Annotated in this window: 14 protein-coding genes; 10 read left to right on the top strand and 4 right to left on the bottom strand. The window is 43.7% G+C overall.

Annotated features, from left to right (window positions below; translation table 11 throughout):
• The first annotated feature begins 124 nt into the window (after window positions 1–124).
• The 9 genes from Q0993_RS04480 (at window position 125) to Q0993_RS04440 (ending at window position 9,381) form a co-directional block, all read left to right on the top strand.
• On the top strand, window positions 125–847 hold the full coding sequence (locus Q0993_RS04480; protein ID WP_299530130.1) for a carbohydrate-binding family 9-like protein: 723 nt from the start codon (window positions 125–127) through the stop codon (window positions 845–847).
• Window positions 848–1,024: 177 nt separating this feature from the next.
• The gene (locus tag Q0993_RS04475) at window positions 1,025–2,779 is read left to right on the top strand and encodes a PQQ-dependent sugar dehydrogenase (RefSeq protein WP_299530129.1); all 1,755 of its coding nucleotides are present in this window, start codon (window positions 1,025–1,027) and stop codon (window positions 2,777–2,779) included.
• Between the two features lie 23 nt (window positions 2,780–2,802).
• Complete coding sequence (locus Q0993_RS04470) at window positions 2,803–4,053, top strand: amidohydrolase/deacetylase family metallohydrolase (RefSeq protein ID WP_299530128.1); 1,251 nt, start codon at window positions 2,803–2,805, stop codon at window positions 4,051–4,053.
• Between the two features lie 9 nt (window positions 4,054–4,062).
• On the top strand, window positions 4,063–5,199 hold the full coding sequence (locus Q0993_RS04465) for a bile acid:sodium symporter family protein (protein WP_299530127.1): 1,137 nt from the start codon (window positions 4,063–4,065) through the stop codon (window positions 5,197–5,199).
• Window positions 5,192–6,109, top strand: a complete 918-nt coding sequence (locus Q0993_RS04460; RefSeq protein ID WP_299530126.1) for an RraA family protein — start codon at window positions 5,192–5,194, stop codon at window positions 6,107–6,109. Before Q0993_RS04465 ends, Q0993_RS04460 begins: the two co-directional genes overlap by 8 nt.
• 110 nt (window positions 6,110–6,219) lie before the next feature.
• Window positions 6,220–6,696: a RidA family protein gene (locus tag Q0993_RS04455; RefSeq protein WP_299530125.1), complete on the top strand. Its 477-nt coding sequence runs from the start codon at window positions 6,220–6,222 to the stop codon at window positions 6,694–6,696.
• A gap of 15 nt (window positions 6,697–6,711) precedes the next feature.
• The gene (locus Q0993_RS04450; RefSeq protein WP_299530124.1) at window positions 6,712–7,926 is read left to right on the top strand and encodes an aminotransferase class V-fold PLP-dependent enzyme; all 1,215 of its coding nucleotides are present in this window, start codon (window positions 6,712–6,714) and stop codon (window positions 7,924–7,926) included.
• 28 nt (window positions 7,927–7,954) lie between these two features.
• Window positions 7,955–8,533: a RidA family protein gene (locus tag Q0993_RS04445; protein WP_299530123.1), complete on the top strand. Its 579-nt coding sequence runs from the start codon at window positions 7,955–7,957 to the stop codon at window positions 8,531–8,533.
• Window positions 8,534–8,625: 92 nt separating this feature from the next.
• Complete coding sequence (locus Q0993_RS04440; RefSeq protein ID WP_299530364.1) at window positions 8,626–9,381, top strand: alpha/beta hydrolase; 756 nt, start codon at window positions 8,626–8,628, stop codon at window positions 9,379–9,381.
• Here the strand turns inward: Q0993_RS04440 and Q0993_RS04435 are convergent.
• Both Q0993_RS04435 and Q0993_RS04430 read right to left on the bottom strand, forming a co-directional pair.
• Window positions 9,368–11,206 (bottom strand): FAD-dependent oxidoreductase, encoded by a 1,839-nt coding sequence (locus Q0993_RS04435; protein ID WP_299530122.1) that lies wholly within the window; start codon window positions 11,204–11,206, stop codon window positions 9,368–9,370. The genes Q0993_RS04440 and Q0993_RS04435 overlap by 14 nt on opposite strands.
• A gap of 17 nt (window positions 11,207–11,223) precedes the next feature.
• On the bottom strand, window positions 11,224–12,588 hold the full coding sequence (locus Q0993_RS04430) for a sulfatase-like hydrolase/transferase (RefSeq protein ID WP_299530121.1): 1,365 nt from the start codon (window positions 12,586–12,588) through the stop codon (window positions 11,224–11,226).
• 159 nt (window positions 12,589–12,747) lie between these two features.
• Between Q0993_RS04430 and Q0993_RS04425 the strand changes: the two genes are divergently transcribed.
• Window positions 12,748–14,109: a TlpA disulfide reductase family protein gene (locus tag Q0993_RS04425; protein ID WP_299530119.1), complete on the top strand. Its 1,362-nt coding sequence runs from the start codon at window positions 12,748–12,750 to the stop codon at window positions 14,107–14,109.
• Here the strand turns inward: Q0993_RS04425 and Q0993_RS04420 are convergent.
• Together Q0993_RS04420 and Q0993_RS04415 are read right to left on the bottom strand one after the other, a co-directional pair.
• A complete protein-coding gene (locus tag Q0993_RS04420; protein ID WP_299530117.1) occupies window positions 14,106–15,302 on the bottom strand; it encodes a family 10 glycosylhydrolase in 1,197 nt (398 codons plus the stop codon). The two genes, Q0993_RS04425 and Q0993_RS04420, sit on opposite strands and share 4 nt — an antisense overlap.
• Window positions 15,292–16,452 carry an AGE family epimerase/isomerase gene (locus tag Q0993_RS04415; RefSeq protein WP_299530115.1) on the bottom strand — a complete coding sequence of 387 codons (1,161 nt, stop codon included), beginning with the start codon at window positions 16,450–16,452 and terminating at the stop codon, window positions 15,292–15,294. Before Q0993_RS04415 ends, Q0993_RS04420 begins: the two co-directional genes overlap by 11 nt.
• Between the last annotated feature and the right edge of the window lie 40 nt (window positions 16,453–16,492).

Genomic DNA, 16,492 nt, shown 5'->3' with positions numbered 1-16,492 from the left:
TTGGAATAGAACCCTTCGGGAATGGACCAATAAGAATAAACGTTAATCTGATGAAAAAATACCATGGTACTGCAAAAGCCTTTAAAGTTACGTATCTTACCTATTCAAAGGAATATGTTGTAAAATGAAGATTGTCCATATCCTGTTCTTCTTGGTTGTCGCCACGGTATGTGGACAAACCGAAATCAATACTATGAATTCCCTGATCGTCAAAAGAATTGAAAGTAAAAAGTCCCTAGGTTTGGAGGAGGTCTCCCGATTGTTGGAGGAACAGACCGAATTGCAATCGATAGCAGTAATCAATTGGGAAAAGTTTCCGTATTTACCAGAGGTTAAGTTTAGGATTGCACATAGCAATAACCAGATTTGGATAAAGTATTATGTAAACGAAAAAAATATACTTGCTGATCGTACGGAAATCAACGGTTCGGTATCCCGCGATAGTTGTGTAGAATTCTTTTTTGATCCCATGGGAGACGGAAGCTACTACAACTTTGAATTTAGTTGTATCGGAACACCACATTTGGCCTATGGTCCGGATCGCCACACCCGCAAGTTTATCGATCCCAAGAAAATTGAACGACTTGTTAAAATAAAATCGAGTTTGGGAGATTTGCCCTTTAAGGAAAAGGGTGGGGGGCATCAGTGGGAAATGACTATAATTCTACCTGCAAAATTGCTGACCTCCCATAAAGGGATTAAGCTGGCAGGGCTCACATCAAGATCTAATTTTTACAAATGTGGGGACGATACATCCGAAAAGCATTATGTTTCCTGGAACCCGGTAGGAACCGAGCGACCCGATTTTCATCGACCAGAGTTTTTTGGAACCCTAATTTTTGAATGAAATTCAGCTAAGATACCTTTTGTTTTATGGCTGTTAGACCTATAATTATATGCGTAAGATTTTAAGGTGTGCTCGAGCACATTTTGAGACTTTCGCTTGTTTTCTATATAAAAGAATTTTACCTTAACCAAGTCCAATACAAAACTACCATTTCCTGTTACCAAGATGATTCATCGTTTGTCGCGTTTAAAAATAGGCATTCTATGCCTTAGCACACTCCAGTTTTTTTTAGGATGTAGCCCGAACGGTCGGGATGGCGGCCTATTTCTTCCCGAGGGCTTCTCTTCCGTAATTGTAATCGATAGCGTGGCCGAAACCGTTAGGCATATGGATGTCACGGAAGATAATATCCTTTATGCCAAGTTGCGCAATGCACATGAAAATGCTTCGGTAATTGCCCTAAAGGATACCAATGGAGATGGCTATTCGGATATGGTGGAAAAATTTGGAGGCAAGCATCAGCGAGCGAGATGGAGCTATGCAACCGCCATGCGTATTTATAATGGTTATATCTACTATAGTTCGGATTTGGTGGTTTATCGACATAAATTAAAACCGGGCACTTTGATTCCGGAGGGGGAGGCGGAAATTGTAATGAGAGATGATCATCACCATGGTAAGCATGAGCATATTGGCAAACCCATTGCGTTTGACAACAAGGGCTATATGTATGTTCCCTTTGGGGCGCCCTCCAATGCGTGCCAAGACCCTAAAAGAACACCGGAGGCCCCAGGTTTGGATCCATGTCCTCAACTTGAGGACCACGGAGGTATTTGGCGTTTTGATGCCAATAAATTAAACCAGACCCAAAAGGACGGCTATAAATATGCCTCTGGGATTCGTTCTGTGGTGGCTATGAATTGGAACCCTGTTGATGAGGAGTTATATGTGGTCATGCACGGTCGGGACGATCTCCTACGTTTATGGCCCAATACCTTTTCACCGTGGGAGAGCGCCATGCTGCCCTCCGAGGAATTTATGCGGGTTACGGAAGGATCCCATTTTGGGTGGCCCTATTGCTATTATGATCAGATGTCGGGCAAGAAAGTATTGGCCCCCGAATACGGAGGTGATGGTGAGATCGTTGGCCGATGTGCAGAATATGACGATCCTATTATAGGCTTTCCAGGACATTGGGCCCCGAACGACTTGATTTTTTACAAGGGTGATGCATTTCCAGAACGTTATAAGAATGGGGCGTTTATTACCTTCCATGGATCTACCAACCGGGCACCCTATCCGCAATCCGGTTATTTTGTAGGTTTTGTTCCTTTTAAAGAAGGTAAACCCAGTGGGGAGGTCGAGGTTTTTGCCGATGGGTTTGCCCAAGTAGACCCTATAGTAGATGTCACGGATGCCGTGCATAGACCCATGGGTCTGGCTGTTGGACCAGATGGGGAAATGTATATTTCCGATTCAGTAAAAGGTAAAATTTGGAAAGTGACATACAACGGGGACAGGGAGACTTTTGGACAGGAAGAATTGACCCAAATGGAAGAACGAAAAAAACTTTCACATATAAGGACTCCTGATAAGATTACGGACAATTTAATGGAAGAGGATGTTTCAGGTGGTGAACGCATCTATTATCAATATTGTAGTGCCTGTCACCAAAAACAAGGGGGAGGGGCACCGGGAAGGTTTCCTCCGCTTTATGGCACCGATTGGGTTACCGGGGATAAGGAACGACTTATTGAGGTAATGCTTAGGGGCATGGAAGGCAGTCTTAAAATAGGTGAAGAAGTCTACAACGGCGTGATGCCACAACACAGTTTTTTGAGCGATGAAGAGATTGCCGAGGTGCTTACCTTTATCCGTTCCAGTTTTGGAAATGAAGCCGATGGGATTGAGGGAAAAGAGGTCGCCAAGATGCGTGAGGCCCTGGAGGCCTCCGGTACACCCATTGAACCTATACGGGTTACTACGGAATAGAGAATATTAAAACGAACACCGATATGAAATCAATAGTCTTGAAATTCGCTTTTTGCTTTGGGATGTTTCTTTTAGCTACCCCTATGGTATCGGCCCAAGCTTATGATATGCTCATAAAGGGAGGTCATGTCATTGATGTCAAAAACGATATCGATAAAGTAATGGATGTGGCCATAAAGCAGGGAAAGATTGCCAAAGTAGATTCTGATATATCCGAAGGTCAGGCCGAGGTCGTGGTGAATGCCGAAGGATTTTACGTAGTCCCGGGCCTACTGGACATCCATACCCATAATTTTCACGGTACTGTACCTTTTGGATATTTGAACAATAGCTTTAGTGCCTTACCCCCAGATGGGTTTACGTTTCGTAGTGGGGTTACCACAGTGGCCGATGCGGGTAGTTCCGGGTGGAAGGATTTTAGGAAATTTAAGGAACAGGTGATCGACCGTTCAAAGACTAGAGTGCTGGCCTTTTTGAATATTGTTGGTCTGGGAATGAAAGGAGGGGCCATTGAGCAGAATGTTGGGGATATGGACCCCAAATTGACTACTATGGTCGCCAAGCAATACCCTGATATTGTGGTAGGGGTAAAGTTGGCCCACTATAACGGATTTGATTGGACACCCACGGAACGGACAGTAGAAGCAGGGAAACAGGCGGGTATTCCCGTCATGATTGATTTTGGAGGTAGTGAACCGGAATTGTCCATAAAAAATCTCTTCTTGGAAAAGTTGAGGCCAGGAGATATTTTTACACATGCCTATGCCAATGTAAAGGGTAGGACCCCAATTGTGAATGAGAACGGAAAGGTCAGGGATTTTGTTTTTGAGGCCCAAAAAAAAGGTATTGTCTTTGATGTGGGCCACGGTGGGGGTAGTTTTCGTTTTGATCAGGCCATTCCTGCCATGGAGCAGGGGCTAAAACCCAACTCTATTAGTACCGATTTGCACACAGGAAGTATGAATGGAGGTATGAAAAGCCAAATCAATGTAATGTCAAAGTTTCTGAATATGGATATGTCCTTGAAAGAGGTTATTGCTGCTTCCACATGGCAGCCTGCACAAATTATCCAAAGGGAAGATCTAGGCCATCTTTCAGAAGGAGCGGTGGCCGATGTGGCCGTTTTGAACCTACTCAAAGGTAACTTTGGCTTTATCGATGTGCGGAAAAAGAAGATGATTGGCAATCAAAAATTGGAGTGTGAACTTACTATTAAGGACGGTATCGTTATGTACGATTTAAACGGTTTGGCCAGCAAACCGTGGAACGAATAAATTGATTTCATGAAAAAAAGGACATCCATTATTCTGCTTATAGCTGCCATGGTTTTCCTATTGGCCACAATTATACTTTTAATTTTGGGTATGGGCAACCAGATTGGACCTTCCCTCATCCTATTTTTGGTATTGTTGGCCTTATCGGCTAGGGGGCACCAATTTTTTAAGGGCTTCTCATTTACCATATTGATTTTTGCCGCTGTTTCCTATGCTATGTTCTATCCCGGGTACTTGAGGCAGATAGGTGATTTTCAAATGAAATTGTTGATTGTACCCCTCTTGCAGGTAATTATGTTCGGTATGGGTACGGCCATGAGTATCAAGGATTTTTGGGGTGTTGTAAAAATGCCAAAAGGAGTTTTGGTCGGTGTCATCTGTCAGTTTACAATAATGCCCTTATTGGGACTGGGCCTTGCTACCATTTTTGGATTTCCTCCGGAGATTGCGGCGGGTGTTGTTTTAATAGGATCTTCCCCAAGTGGGTTGGCCTCCAACGTAATGTCGTATTTGGCCAAGGCCAATGTGGCCTTGTCCGTTACATTGACAGCTGTATCCACACTTTTGGCCCCTTTGATGACCCCTCTACTCATGGAAACCTTTGCAGGGCAGTTTGTTCCCATTGATTTTTGGGGAATGATGCTGAGCATATTAAAAATTGTAATCGTACCAATAATCGTGGGACTGCTTTTTAACCATTTTTTTCATGGAAAGGCACAGTGGTTGGACAAGGCCATGCCCATAGTCTCCATGGGCGGTATTGCCTTGATTATTATGATTATAACCGCGGCAGGTAGAGACAACCTTTTGACCATAGGTCTGCTGCTTGTGGTAGCAGCAATTGTCCATAACGCTGCGGGTTATTTTCTGGGATATTGGGGATGCCGATTGTTCAAAATGGAGGAGAGGGATTGTAGGACCATAGCTTTGGAAGTAGGGATGCAGAACGGAGGTTTGGCTTCCGGTATCGCCTTGGAAATGGGAAAAGTAGCCACGGTAGGTCTGGCCCCGGCCGTATTCGGTCCTTGGATGAACATTTCAGGTTCTTCTTTGGCTACCTATTGGCGGGACAAGGATGCCTCCAAAGAGACAAAAAAACCATTGGAAGAAGTACAAATTGATACTAAAATTAATACGGATGAATAGGATTAGATCTTTATTTCTACTGCTATTGGTAGGAAACCTGGCCTGGGGCCAAACGGCTTCAAAGGACTATATCATGTTTCTAACCCCACAATGGGAAGGAGAACGTTTTGAAGATGGGAGACCCAAAGTGCCTAACAGTGTTTTGGAACGCATGAAAAGTGTTACCATTGAAGAAGCATGGGGAACCCTAAGAAATGAAGGGTATCACAATCAATTTGAAGGAGGTTGGGAACCGTTGCATGATGATGTGCCGATTGTCGGTCGTGCCCTTACGGTACAATACATGCCCAATCGTCCGGATGTATCGGATCAAATCAAGAAAAAAGGAAAAGAAGAGGGCCAAATCGGGAACACTAATTCATGGCCCATAGATATGCTTGTGCAGGGGGATGTCTATGTGGCGGACGGTTTTGGAAAAATTGTGGATGGAACTTTGATTGGGGACAATTTGGGCAATTCCATTTATGCCAAATCGAAAACCGGGGTAGTTTTCAACGCTTCCAGTCGCGATATGGAAGGACTGTCCCAAATAGAGGGCTTCAATGCCTTTGTGAGAGGTTGGCACCCATCCTTCCTGCAGGAGGTAATGTTGGAAAGCATTAATTCCCCCATCCGAATCGGTGCTGCCACGGTACTTCCTGGGGATATTGTCCTGGCCAAAAAAGAGGGGGTAGTTTTTATACCGGCCCACCTAGCGGAAAAGATAGTGGTCACCTCGGAAGTGGTCCGTTTACGGGATTTGTTTGGAATCGGTAGGCTCAAGGAAGGCAAGTATACCCCAGGACAGATTGATGGAAGATGGACGGACGAGATAGAAAAGGATTTTTCACAATGGCTCAAGGATCATATGGACGAACTTCCCGTACCCAAAGAACAGATACAGGAATTGTTGAAAAAAAGAACGTGGTAAAATAGTCAAATAAAAAAATTCCTCTTCTTGGCGTAAGAGGGTATCTTAACAATAGATCAAAGCGGGGTGGTCTCCATCCATCTTTGAATTAACCAAATAAAGACAGTATCATGATGAACAAAAAGACAACACGAAGGGCATCCTTTAAGAAAATGGGTATGGGTATTGCCGCCTTATTCGGCATAGGTACCGTTAATGCAATGAATAAGGATAAAAAGGCAAAAAAAGAGGTGGTCGGCGATATTGTTACCGATCAAGATATTCCACTTTTTTCAGGTGCGGTAAAACATGGAAATACACTCTACATTGCCGGAAAAGGGGCACATGTTGAGCCCTATGAAATCAAGGCGCATACAGAGATAGTATTGCAAGAATTACAAAAGGAACTGGAGCGTAATGGTTCCTCCATGGAAAAAGTATTGAAGGTAAATGTTTATCTGGCGGATTTACAGGATTACAAGGGGATGAACGAAGTTTTCCGGGGGCGTTTTGGCAAGAATCCGCCCGTTCGGACCACAGTTGCCACCTACGGTGGAGTCCCTGGTAAATCACTGGTGGAAATGGATTGTATTGCAGCCTTGGACTAACAAAAAAGACGAATCATGAGTAGTAGAAGAAAAGTTTTAAAGACGCTTTCCACCCTCCCTTTGATCGGAGGTTTATTGGGACCTGAATTGCTCCGGGCAAAAGTGGTGGAGAAAACCATTGCAAAACCCTTGGCACGGGATTTTTTCAAGGAATTGGGGATACGGACCTTTATAAATGCCGCAGGAACCTATACCTCAATGACCGGATCATTAATGCCTAAGGAGGTCACTGATGCCATAACCTACGGCACTTCGGACTACGTTAACCTGGATGAGTTACAGGACAAGGTAGGGGAACGGATCGCCCAATTATTGGATTGCGAATACGCAACGGTATCATCAGGTTGTTTCGGAGCCATGAGCATTGGAATGGCCGGGGTATTATGTGGATCGGACCAAGAAAAAGTGAAGCAGTTGCCCAATACCGAGGGCATGAAAAATGAAGTTATCCTTCAGGAATCCCATAACATAGGATACACCCAGGCACTGACCAATACCGGTGCAAAACTGGTTTGGGTAAAAACAGCCAAGGAATTGGAAAAGGCCATTTCCAAAAAAACGGCCATGCTCTGGTTTTTAAATGCGAACGCGGAAAAGGGCGAGATTAAATGGGAAGAATTCGTAGCCTTGGGCAAGAAGCATAACATTCCCACTTTTATCGATTGCGCCGCGGACGTACCGCCCGTAGAAAATCTCTTCCGCTTCACAAAAATGGGCTTTGATCTGGTAGCATTTTCAGGAGGAAAGGGACTCCGGGGCCCCCAAAGTGCAGGCTTGTTACTGGGTAAAAGAAAATATATTGAGGCTGCCCGGATGCATACACCGCCAAGGGGTACCACCATTGGCCGGGGTATGAAGGTAAACAAGGAAGAGGTTTTGGGAATGTTGGTGGCCTTGGAGCTTTATTTGGCCAAAGATCATAAAAAGGAATGGCAACTTTGGGAAGACCAGATTAAACTGATCAGTGATAGCGCCAAATCCATAAAGGGTGTGGAAACCGAGATACATGTCCCTCCGCATGCCAATCATGTACCCAGTCTAAGAATTCGGTGGGATGAAAAAGTGGTGAAAATTTCAAAGGACGACATGCGGAAAAAACTGCGTGATGGTCATCCTTCCATAGAAACTGTGGGAAACAAGGAAGAAGTGGGCATTACCACCTGGATGATGGAACCCGGACAAGAACGTATTGTTGCGGCCCGTGTTAAGGAGGTCTTGGCAAATGCATAGAATCTAATCTGAAAAAAGACTACGTAAAATGAAAATAGTTTTAGCCACAATATCCCTGCTTTTAATGATTTCCTGCCAAACAGCTCCTGAAAGTAAACAAACCGTTGAAACCGAAACCAAGAAAGAAGAGTCTATTCCGGAAGGATATGATCCGGAGGCCAAACTTTCGGAGTTGGGCATAGCGCTTAGTACACCTTCCGCACCGGTAGCCAATTACGTCAATGCCGTACGGACGGGAAACCTGATTTTTTTGGCAGGGAAGGGCCCTCTAAAGCCGGACGGAGAGAACATTACCGGGAAGTTGGGTGGGGACCTTACCATTGAGGAAGGCTATGAGGCCGCACGCATCACGGGAATCAACCAACTTTCCGTACTTAAGGCGGAATTGGGCAATTTGAACAAAGTAAAGCGTATCGTAAAGGTATTGGGTATGGTCAACAGTACTCCTGATTTTACCGACCAGCCCAAGGTAGTCAATGGATATTCAGATTTGATGGTAGCTGTTTTTGGAGAAAACGGTAAACATGCCCGGGCAGCCGTGGGTATGGGAGCTTTACCTAGTGATATTGCCATAGAGGTAGAGATGATCGTTGAAGTATACGATTGATAAGGACCCTATTTCAAATACAGACCTTTGTTCTCATCCTGTGCGGACCCTTTGTGTTGGCGCAAACCGTTACCTATGTCCTTAAGAAGGATATTCCGTATTATAATCAAAAAACACGTGCTTCCGATCCATACATAAAAGAGCGTTGCAAACTAGACATATACTATCCCAAGGATACGGTGAATGTTTCTGCGGTTATCTGGTTTCATGGAGGAGGACTGGAATTTGGAGAGAAGCATATTCCCGAAGGCTTATTGGAAAAAGGTGTGGTGGTCGTAAGCGTGAATTACAGGATGCACCCGAAAGTTAAACATCCTGTGTATATTGAAGATGCCGCAGCTGCGGTGGCATGGACATTCAATACTATTGAACAGTATAACGGAAATCCCGAAAAGATTTTCATTACCGGGCATTCTGCGGGGGGCTATTTGGCGAGCATGGTCGGGCTCGATAAACACTATCTCGAAAAACATGGAATCGATGCAAACGATATTGCAGGCTTGATTCCTTTTAGTGGACATACCATAACCCATTTTACCATTAGAAAGGAAATGGGTATTAAAGGAACGCAACCGATTATTGATTCCTATGCTCCCCTATTCCATGTCCGAAAGGATGCCCCACCTATGCTGTTGATTACCGGTAATCGTGAATTGGAGTTATTGGGCCGCTATGAAGAAAATGCCTATTTCTATAGAATGATGAAAGTAGTGGAACATCCGGATGTCGAACTCATGGAACTAGATGGATATGGCCATAACATGGTATATCCCGCTATTCCCTTATTGTTGAATTTTATAAAGGAGAAATCAAAGCCCATAGCTACGGATGAGATCAATCCGAAATGAGTTTCCCTTCAAAATCTATTTCCTTGGCAAAAGGATTTAAAAGGGTATCGACAAGAATACTTACACTTCTACGGTTAAGCGACGTGTTCCCATCATATTCCTGCTGGATATTCCAGGACTTCCAGTCCTTTTGGATGGAATCCCAAGAGTAATCCGTATCGATTTTTTCCAGAAGTTGCCCAATAAAAGCTGGAGTAGTCTCGGCTCCTGAGGCATGGAGTTTTTCTATTTCCGGATAGTAAGGGAGTAAACCTTCCTTTAACTCGTATTCGGAAACGATTCGATCCGGATAGAACCAAGTTTGGTTGGCCCATTTATAGGGTACTCCATAAGCTTTTAAAATTCCGGTGGCCCCCATACGTTGCATGGCGGCAAAAGCGGGATCATCACTTTGCACATCGATGAACGGCATTGCATAGGCCTTACTTTTCAATAAGGCATTTTGTACCTGCCGGATGGATACCGTGGAGGGTGGCTTGTTTTCCATTATGGCCGTTGCCGCCAAGGCCCCCGCTGCTTGCCCGATACCCAAAACCACGGGCTGCAGGCGGGTTGCGCCGTTTACAATGTTGGAAACGCTGATATTCTTTTCAGCTACGATAAAGTTTTCTAGATCGGTAGGGACCAAACTTCCCAAGGGTACATTGTAGCTAGGGACTTTGATATTTATAAAATCGATTTCTGGCGCATCGGGATTCTTGTCATGATGGTGGTCTATAGGGTAATCACCAACGGCCACCCCGGTGCGGTACAAGGTAAAATCATACGGTCTTTCCACATGATCCACGGTTAAAAAGGCCTTTCCCTTTACCCTTCGCGCTTCGCGGTCATAGGGAATCATGGGAAAATTGTCCTTGGTCGGAAATTCTTCGGCAACACGGAGATTTTTAAAACCCAGTTCATTTTGAATGTAATACACAAAGCCTTGGGTAAATTGCTTTGCCTCTAGCAATCTTTCCGTTCGTTCCTGTGGGGTTAGTTCGGGCCAATTGAGATAAAAGTCATTACCGCAATTGGGCCAGTTCATCATGTATTTGTTATTGGGAAGTTTACCATAGTCCAACATTTGTTGACAGTTGGATACCCCTCCGAACATTTCACCGTCTTCACGTTTACAGGCACATTCATAGTTTTTTGGGTCGTAGTTTTTTGGCTTTTTTACGAGACCCCGTCTTCCCCGGGTACTGCCCACATCCTCAAGGATTAGGACATAGGTCAAATCCTGTACAATGCTGTTCGCTGTTTCTGGAGCTTCTTTTTCACCGGTATCGTTTTTGGAATCCATCCCTAAACGAAAGTCGGCCCCCACTAAAGGTAAAAGCTCGCCGATTTCGGTAGCATCGATCAAGATTTTGGCCTGGGTGGTATATGTTTTTCGATTTTGGACATAGGTCACCTGCCAGTCCTCCCCTTCTTTTTTGACATTGGTATATTGGGCGTTAAAGGCAATATCCAGATTAGCAATATCAGCCATTTCTTGTAAGATTTGATTTCCTATAGAAGGTTCAAATAAGGTGTGGCTCACCCAACCCGTAGCCAAAGCTTTGGCGCCACCGTAGTGATTCCTTAATTTTTGGCGGAATTCTCCCCAAATGCCTGATGGCATTTCATGATTGCCATCAATGGCGGAAACCCCCGCAGATGTAAGCATTCCTCCAAGCCATGGAGTAGCTTCGATAATCTGAACCTTTACCCCAATACGGGCGGCTTGAATACCAGCGGACGTACCCCCGGCACCACCACCTATAATTACAATATCCGTCTGTTTTTGGGCGTGGGTAACTAGAAAACAAAGGGTAATTAGGGCAGTAATTTTTAAATTCATGGTTTTGCGGATTTCATTTATTGTTCTGATTTTGAATAAGGCCAATTGGTATATTCGGCCCGTAATTCTACTACTTTTTCAGGATATTGGGTCGCCAGATTGGTCATTTCCGTGGAGTCCATGGCCATATTGGCCAAAAAGAGTTTGTCCTTCTCCGGATCAAGTGGAGCCTTATCGGAACTATCCCAAGGATCACCGATCAGTTTCCAATTATCTTTGCGTACGGCCCAGGAACCATTGTTTTGCCAGATAAAGGTTTGGTGTTCGGAAGGCCTAGTATTGTTTTTAAGAATGGGTACAAGGCTTCTTCCTTCCAAGTTCACAGGTGCTGTTATACCGCACAGTTCCGCTATGGTCGGAAACCAATCGATGTTAAGGGCCATTTGATTTCTGCTCGTATTTTCCGGTAGATGTCCTTTCCAACTGATAATGGCCGGGACACGTATACCGCCTTCGAAGAGACTGAATTTTGCTCCTCGGAACGGTCCGGCACTGCCACCGCCGCCAAAGGTGCGTTCTTCCTTGGAGTATCCGTGATCCGATTGAAAAATGATGATCGTGTTTTCCCTGAGGCCCAGGTCTTCCAATTTTTTAAGAAGCTTTCCGATACGTTCATCAATGGTAGAAACAAATGCGGCATATTCCTTCCTAGGTGATTCAAGACCGTTGTAATAATTACGCCATTTTTCATCGGGCTGTAAGGGATAGTGTGGAAGGTTGATGGCATAGTACAAGAAGAAAGGTGTTTTCTTATGTTGATCGATAAAGGTCTCCGCTTGGGTTGCCATCAAATCCGGAAAATATTTTCCATCGGCCCAAATTTCGGTTCCATTTTCCCAAAGATCGTGGCGATTGGGACCATGCCAATAAAAGAAATGGGAATAATTATCAATGCACCCGCCCATATGGCCGTAAGAGTAATCAAACCCTTGTCCATTGGGCATGGTCTCCGGGGTATAGCCCAAATGCCACTTCCCCACATGACCTGTAGCATAACCCGCCTGTTTCATCATTTCGGCCAAGGTAAAACGATTGGACGGCATTCCCTCCTCGCCCTTGGTAGAGGAAGCATTTCCCGGCAAACCTGCGGCGTGGGGATTTAGTCCGGTCAGCATAGAGGCCCTTGAGGGAGAACAAACGGAAGCAGCTGCATAAAACTGGGTGAACCTTACGCCTTCCCGGGCCAGTTTGTCCATATTGGGGGTATGGAGGTCCTTAGCGCCATAACAATTAACATCTGCCCAGCCTTGATCATCCGTTAAAATTAGGATGACATTAGGTTTTTCGGATACTTTTTTTTGACCCAGAACAAAAAATACCGATAGAAATAAAATAGCTGCAGTTAGAACATTTTTTGGAGATAGGTGTAGTTTGAATGGCACTATTACTCAATGTTTAGTTTAGGGCATAATTTACCAAAAAACCATTCATGTTTCTTGATTCCTTTTCGTTAAATCGAACTTCTACGTTAACCGGAACAAATATTATGTTATATTTTTAATAAATAGTCTGAAGTAATTCAATAGGTAAGCATTGGATTTATGAAGTTTAAGTATCTATATCTTGTTTTTAGTATCCTGGCAATTTCCTGCCAGGATAAAAAAACAATCAGTATATTTTTGGATTCTGACCTTATGCATCAGGACACTGTTTTTTTGACCGAATTTACTACAGATCGTATCTTGGCCCTGATACCGTTGTCCTCATCCAAATTTAACTTTGAGGTTCCCGCTAATCCCACTATTGGCAAAATAAAATTTGGTGACGATAAGCAACGTTACCTTAGCATATTGGAAGGTGGTACCGACTTAAGAATTAGTGTTAAAAGCGATACTACCATTGTTACTAACCATGTTAGGGATTCTCTGTTGACCTACCTCTGGAGAAGCAATAATGCTTTTTTTGCAGACCATGGCAATTTCATTTTTAAAACCCAGGATTTGGATTCCTTGCGTAGTCTTTTTGAGGAATTTAGAATCAACCGAAGAGAAGTGATACAAGGGCACAAGGAACAATTAAATGAAGAAATGGAAGATCTGCTTCATTATCAGAACGATGCTCGGATTTATTCTTTCCTGTTTTTTTATGGTCGAATGGTCAAAAATCTTGACTATAAGAATAGCTTTTTTGATTTCGCCCAACATGTTGATGGAAATAGCATTTGGGCAAAAACCTTTACTTCAAATGCTTTATATACCTATGAGCTGGAATATTTAAGGGAGAACGATTCCATAACGAATATTGGCGCTTTTTTGGACTTTGTTGAACAGAAAACAAGAAATGGGGATAATGCCGATTTCTTAAAATCGATTTATATCAAGTCGCTTATGGAACGACCGCATTACTGGCCAAAACATGAGGATTTGCTAAATTCGGAATCATTACGTGAGTTGATCAAAAGAGAAAAAAGCAATAGGTATTTTACGTTAATAGAACAACTTTCAAAGGTTTATTTGGCTACCCAAAAAGGAGAGATGGCCTATGATTTTACTGCCGAGAATTTAAAAGGTGAAAAGGTTAAGTTATCTGATTATCGCGGTAAAATTGTTTTTATAGATAATTGGGCAAGTTGGTGCGGCCCCTGTATTGCGGGTAGGCCCCGGCTTAAAAAAATGGCCGCCAGACTTAGGGAGCGTGATGACATTGCTTTTTTGTTTGTTTCATTAGATGTCAAGAAAACGAACTGGATGGACTTTTTAGAAAACGAGGAATCCCCAATGGATTACCATTCGGAATTGTTCATTAAAAAAGGGATGTCCACGGATTATGGCAAAAATTATAATATCAAGTTTATTCCAAAATACATGTTAATCGACAAGGAAGGTCTAGTGGTAGATTCCAATTTAAAGAATCTTGACAAAAGCGAAAGACAGATTAATACGTTGTTAAAAGAGCAAAACTAGCGAGGGTCATTTCTCTTGTTCAAATTTATTTTGCCATATGCCTTTTCAAAAAATCGCTCATGTTCCTTTAATCCTTCATAAAAGAAAAAAACCTCACTATCCAAGCCCCGCTCGCGATTGACTCTTATCATCTTTTTTAAAAATCGCCTGGATGGGGTATAATCGCCTACTTTTAAGAGTACTCCAGGAACAAATGGGATAGTTGAGCCCGCGGGCATGAATTCCAAATTGGCATCCAGAGTGGTGGTGTAGGCTTTGATATCATACCGATAGACCTGAGGAATTATGGCATCTACCCAACCGTTTTTTACCCATGTCGGCCAATCCTGTAGATATTCCTCCTTGCTCCAGGGGAAGATACTCGGTGCCATGGTTACTGCAATATCCGGTTTTATGGATTTTACGGTCACATGGATTCTTTGGGCAAAGCGGTTCAATCGTTTGGCACGCCAATCGATCCAATCGGCATCTTTGTAATCCTGGGGAGGCGATTTGCCCTCGTGCTCTTTTTTGTATAGGGAAACCGTAAGTGCATCATATCCTGCGGTAGAAGGATTGGCCGGTAAACGGTCATCACCTTGAATACCGTCGATGTCATAATTCTCAACAACTTCGGTAATCAGGGAAAGTAGAAAATCCTGCACTTCGGTATCAAAAGCGTTCATCCACTGGAACCCATTTTTTGAGACCAGTTTCCCTGCACTATCCAAGGCTTTCCATTCGGGTCTTGCCCGAAGGATGTGTCCACCATCTTCTTCTTGATAACTACTCGAAAATCCGAATTCGAACCAGGCATGGACCTTCAGTCCTTCGGCATGCGCAATGGCTATAAGTTCTTGTAAAATATCCCTTTCGGCAAACCGGGGAGAGACCTTTTTCCCGAATTCCCCTTGCATTACTTCGCTGGGATAAAGGGTATAGCCTCGGTTCCACACCACCACATAAATCTGATCAATACCATAGATTTTACACCGCTGTACTACTTCTTCAATACCCTCTTTGGAATCCAGGGCCTTGCTGGCCACATCGGTAAGCCACACGCCCTTTTGGGACTGGGAGAAGCAAAAGGTACCTATGCATAGCAAACAAAAAAATGAAATATACCGAAAAGTATTTGAAAGATTTGAAAGCCCCATATCCGTTCTCGGCGGTTTCCAGTTGGACTTTCTTGTAAATATAAAACTAGCTGTCATTTTCCAAGGTTTTCCATACTTCCAACAGGGCACGGGGCACATGAAAACAACCTTTCCATTTACCACCCTTCAGGTCAGACAGAATTTCCCCTTTCCGGTTGAGATAGCCAAACCACTCACCGCCGTTTTGCTTATCGCGAAAATGGTGCCAAGCATATTCATGTACTTTTTCGAACCACTGTTTCGCCTTGGGGTTCTGATTGTAGGCATAGGTCTTTGCCAAGGCGACCAAGGTTTCCAAATGGACCCACCAAAGTTTTTGGTCGTGCTCCAATTGCTGTGGAGGATGACCCTTAAAATCCATAAAATAAAAAATGCCGCCATAGGTCTTGTCCCATCCATGTTCCAATTGTTGGAACATAATCTCTTCGGCCTTTTCGATAAGTGTTGTATCATTTTTACGGATTCCCAGGTTCATAATAAACCACATGGCCTCAATGGCATGGCCAGGATTGAGCAACCGGCCCTCAAAACTATCCACAAATTCTCCGGTATCGGAAATGTTTTCCAGGACCAGCCCGCTTTCTTTGTGATAGAATTGGTTAATGACCAAGTCGATTATGGAATCGGTCACATTTTTTACCTGTTCGGTTCCTAATAGATGCTCCAGTTCCAAGGATAGATTGCAAAGGATCATGGGCAAGGCAAAGTTTTGGAGATTGCGTGTACCTGGATAGATTTTGTTGTATTTTCCCTTGGGATTCTCTTGCCGCCTTAAGATGTTTTGGAAGGTAGTTTGAGCAATTTCTGCGTAGCGCTCCCTAGGTTCTATTTCGTACAAGGCACCAAAAGCCATAGCCGCAAAACAATCCGAAAAAATATTATAGGGTTGTACCAGGGGCCTCCCCTTTCGATTCAGGGAAAAATACCAGTTCCCATGAGTGTCCCGCCCATTTTTTTCGAGAAAATCTGCCCCCAAGAGTGCCGCTTCCTTCCAGGCCACTTTTTTTTGTACTTTTTGGTATAAAATTGAAAATGTCCAAATCTGGCGGGCTTGAAGCCAAATAAACTTATCGGTATCATAGACGTTTCCCTGGCCATTAAGACAGGTAAAATAACCACCGTTCTCTTTATCCAAAGAATTTTTTTCCCAGAATGGAATAATCTGGTCGAGTAGTTCATTTTTATATATTTCCGCGTACTGTTTCAAAAAATTCTGTTTTTTATGCCAACCTCTGTTGTGCCGGCAG

The sequence above is a fragment of the Ulvibacterium sp. genome (assembly GCF_028285715.1).
In the GTDB taxonomy this organism is placed as follows: domain Bacteria; phylum Bacteroidota; class Bacteroidia; order Flavobacteriales; family Flavobacteriaceae; genus Ulvibacterium.
This window is presented reverse-complemented; position numbering and strand designations above follow the sequence as displayed.

Coding starts and splice junctions, on each gene's coding strand:
- Q0993_RS04480 (WP_299530130.1), top strand. CDS start 125: ATGAAGATTGTCCATATCCTGTTCTTCTTGGTTGTCGCCACGGTATGT.
- Q0993_RS04470 (WP_299530128.1), top strand. CDS start 2,803: ATGAAATCAATAGTCTTGAAATTCGCTTTTTGCTTTGGGATGTTTCTT.
- Q0993_RS04465 (WP_299530127.1), top strand. CDS start 4,063: ATGAAAAAAAGGACATCCATTATTCTGCTTATAGCTGCCATGGTTTTC.
- Q0993_RS04460 (WP_299530126.1), top strand. CDS start 5,192: ATGAATAGGATTAGATCTTTATTTCTACTGCTATTGGTAGGAAACCTG.
- Q0993_RS04455 (WP_299530125.1), top strand. CDS start 6,220: ATGATGAACAAAAAGACAACACGAAGGGCATCCTTTAAGAAAATGGGT.
- Q0993_RS04450 (WP_299530124.1), top strand. CDS start 6,712: ATGAGTAGTAGAAGAAAAGTTTTAAAGACGCTTTCCACCCTCCCTTTG.
- Q0993_RS04445 (WP_299530123.1), top strand. CDS start 7,955: ATGAAAATAGTTTTAGCCACAATATCCCTGCTTTTAATGATTTCCTGC.
- Q0993_RS04435 (WP_299530122.1), bottom strand. CDS start 11,206: ATGAATTTAAAAATTACTGCCCTAATTACCCTTTGTTTTCTAGTTACC.
- Q0993_RS04425 (WP_299530119.1), top strand. CDS start 12,748: ATGAAGTTTAAGTATCTATATCTTGTTTTTAGTATCCTGGCAATTTCC.
- Q0993_RS04420 (WP_299530117.1), bottom strand. CDS start 15,302: ATGACAGCTAGTTTTATATTTACAAGAAAGTCCAACTGGAAACCGCCG.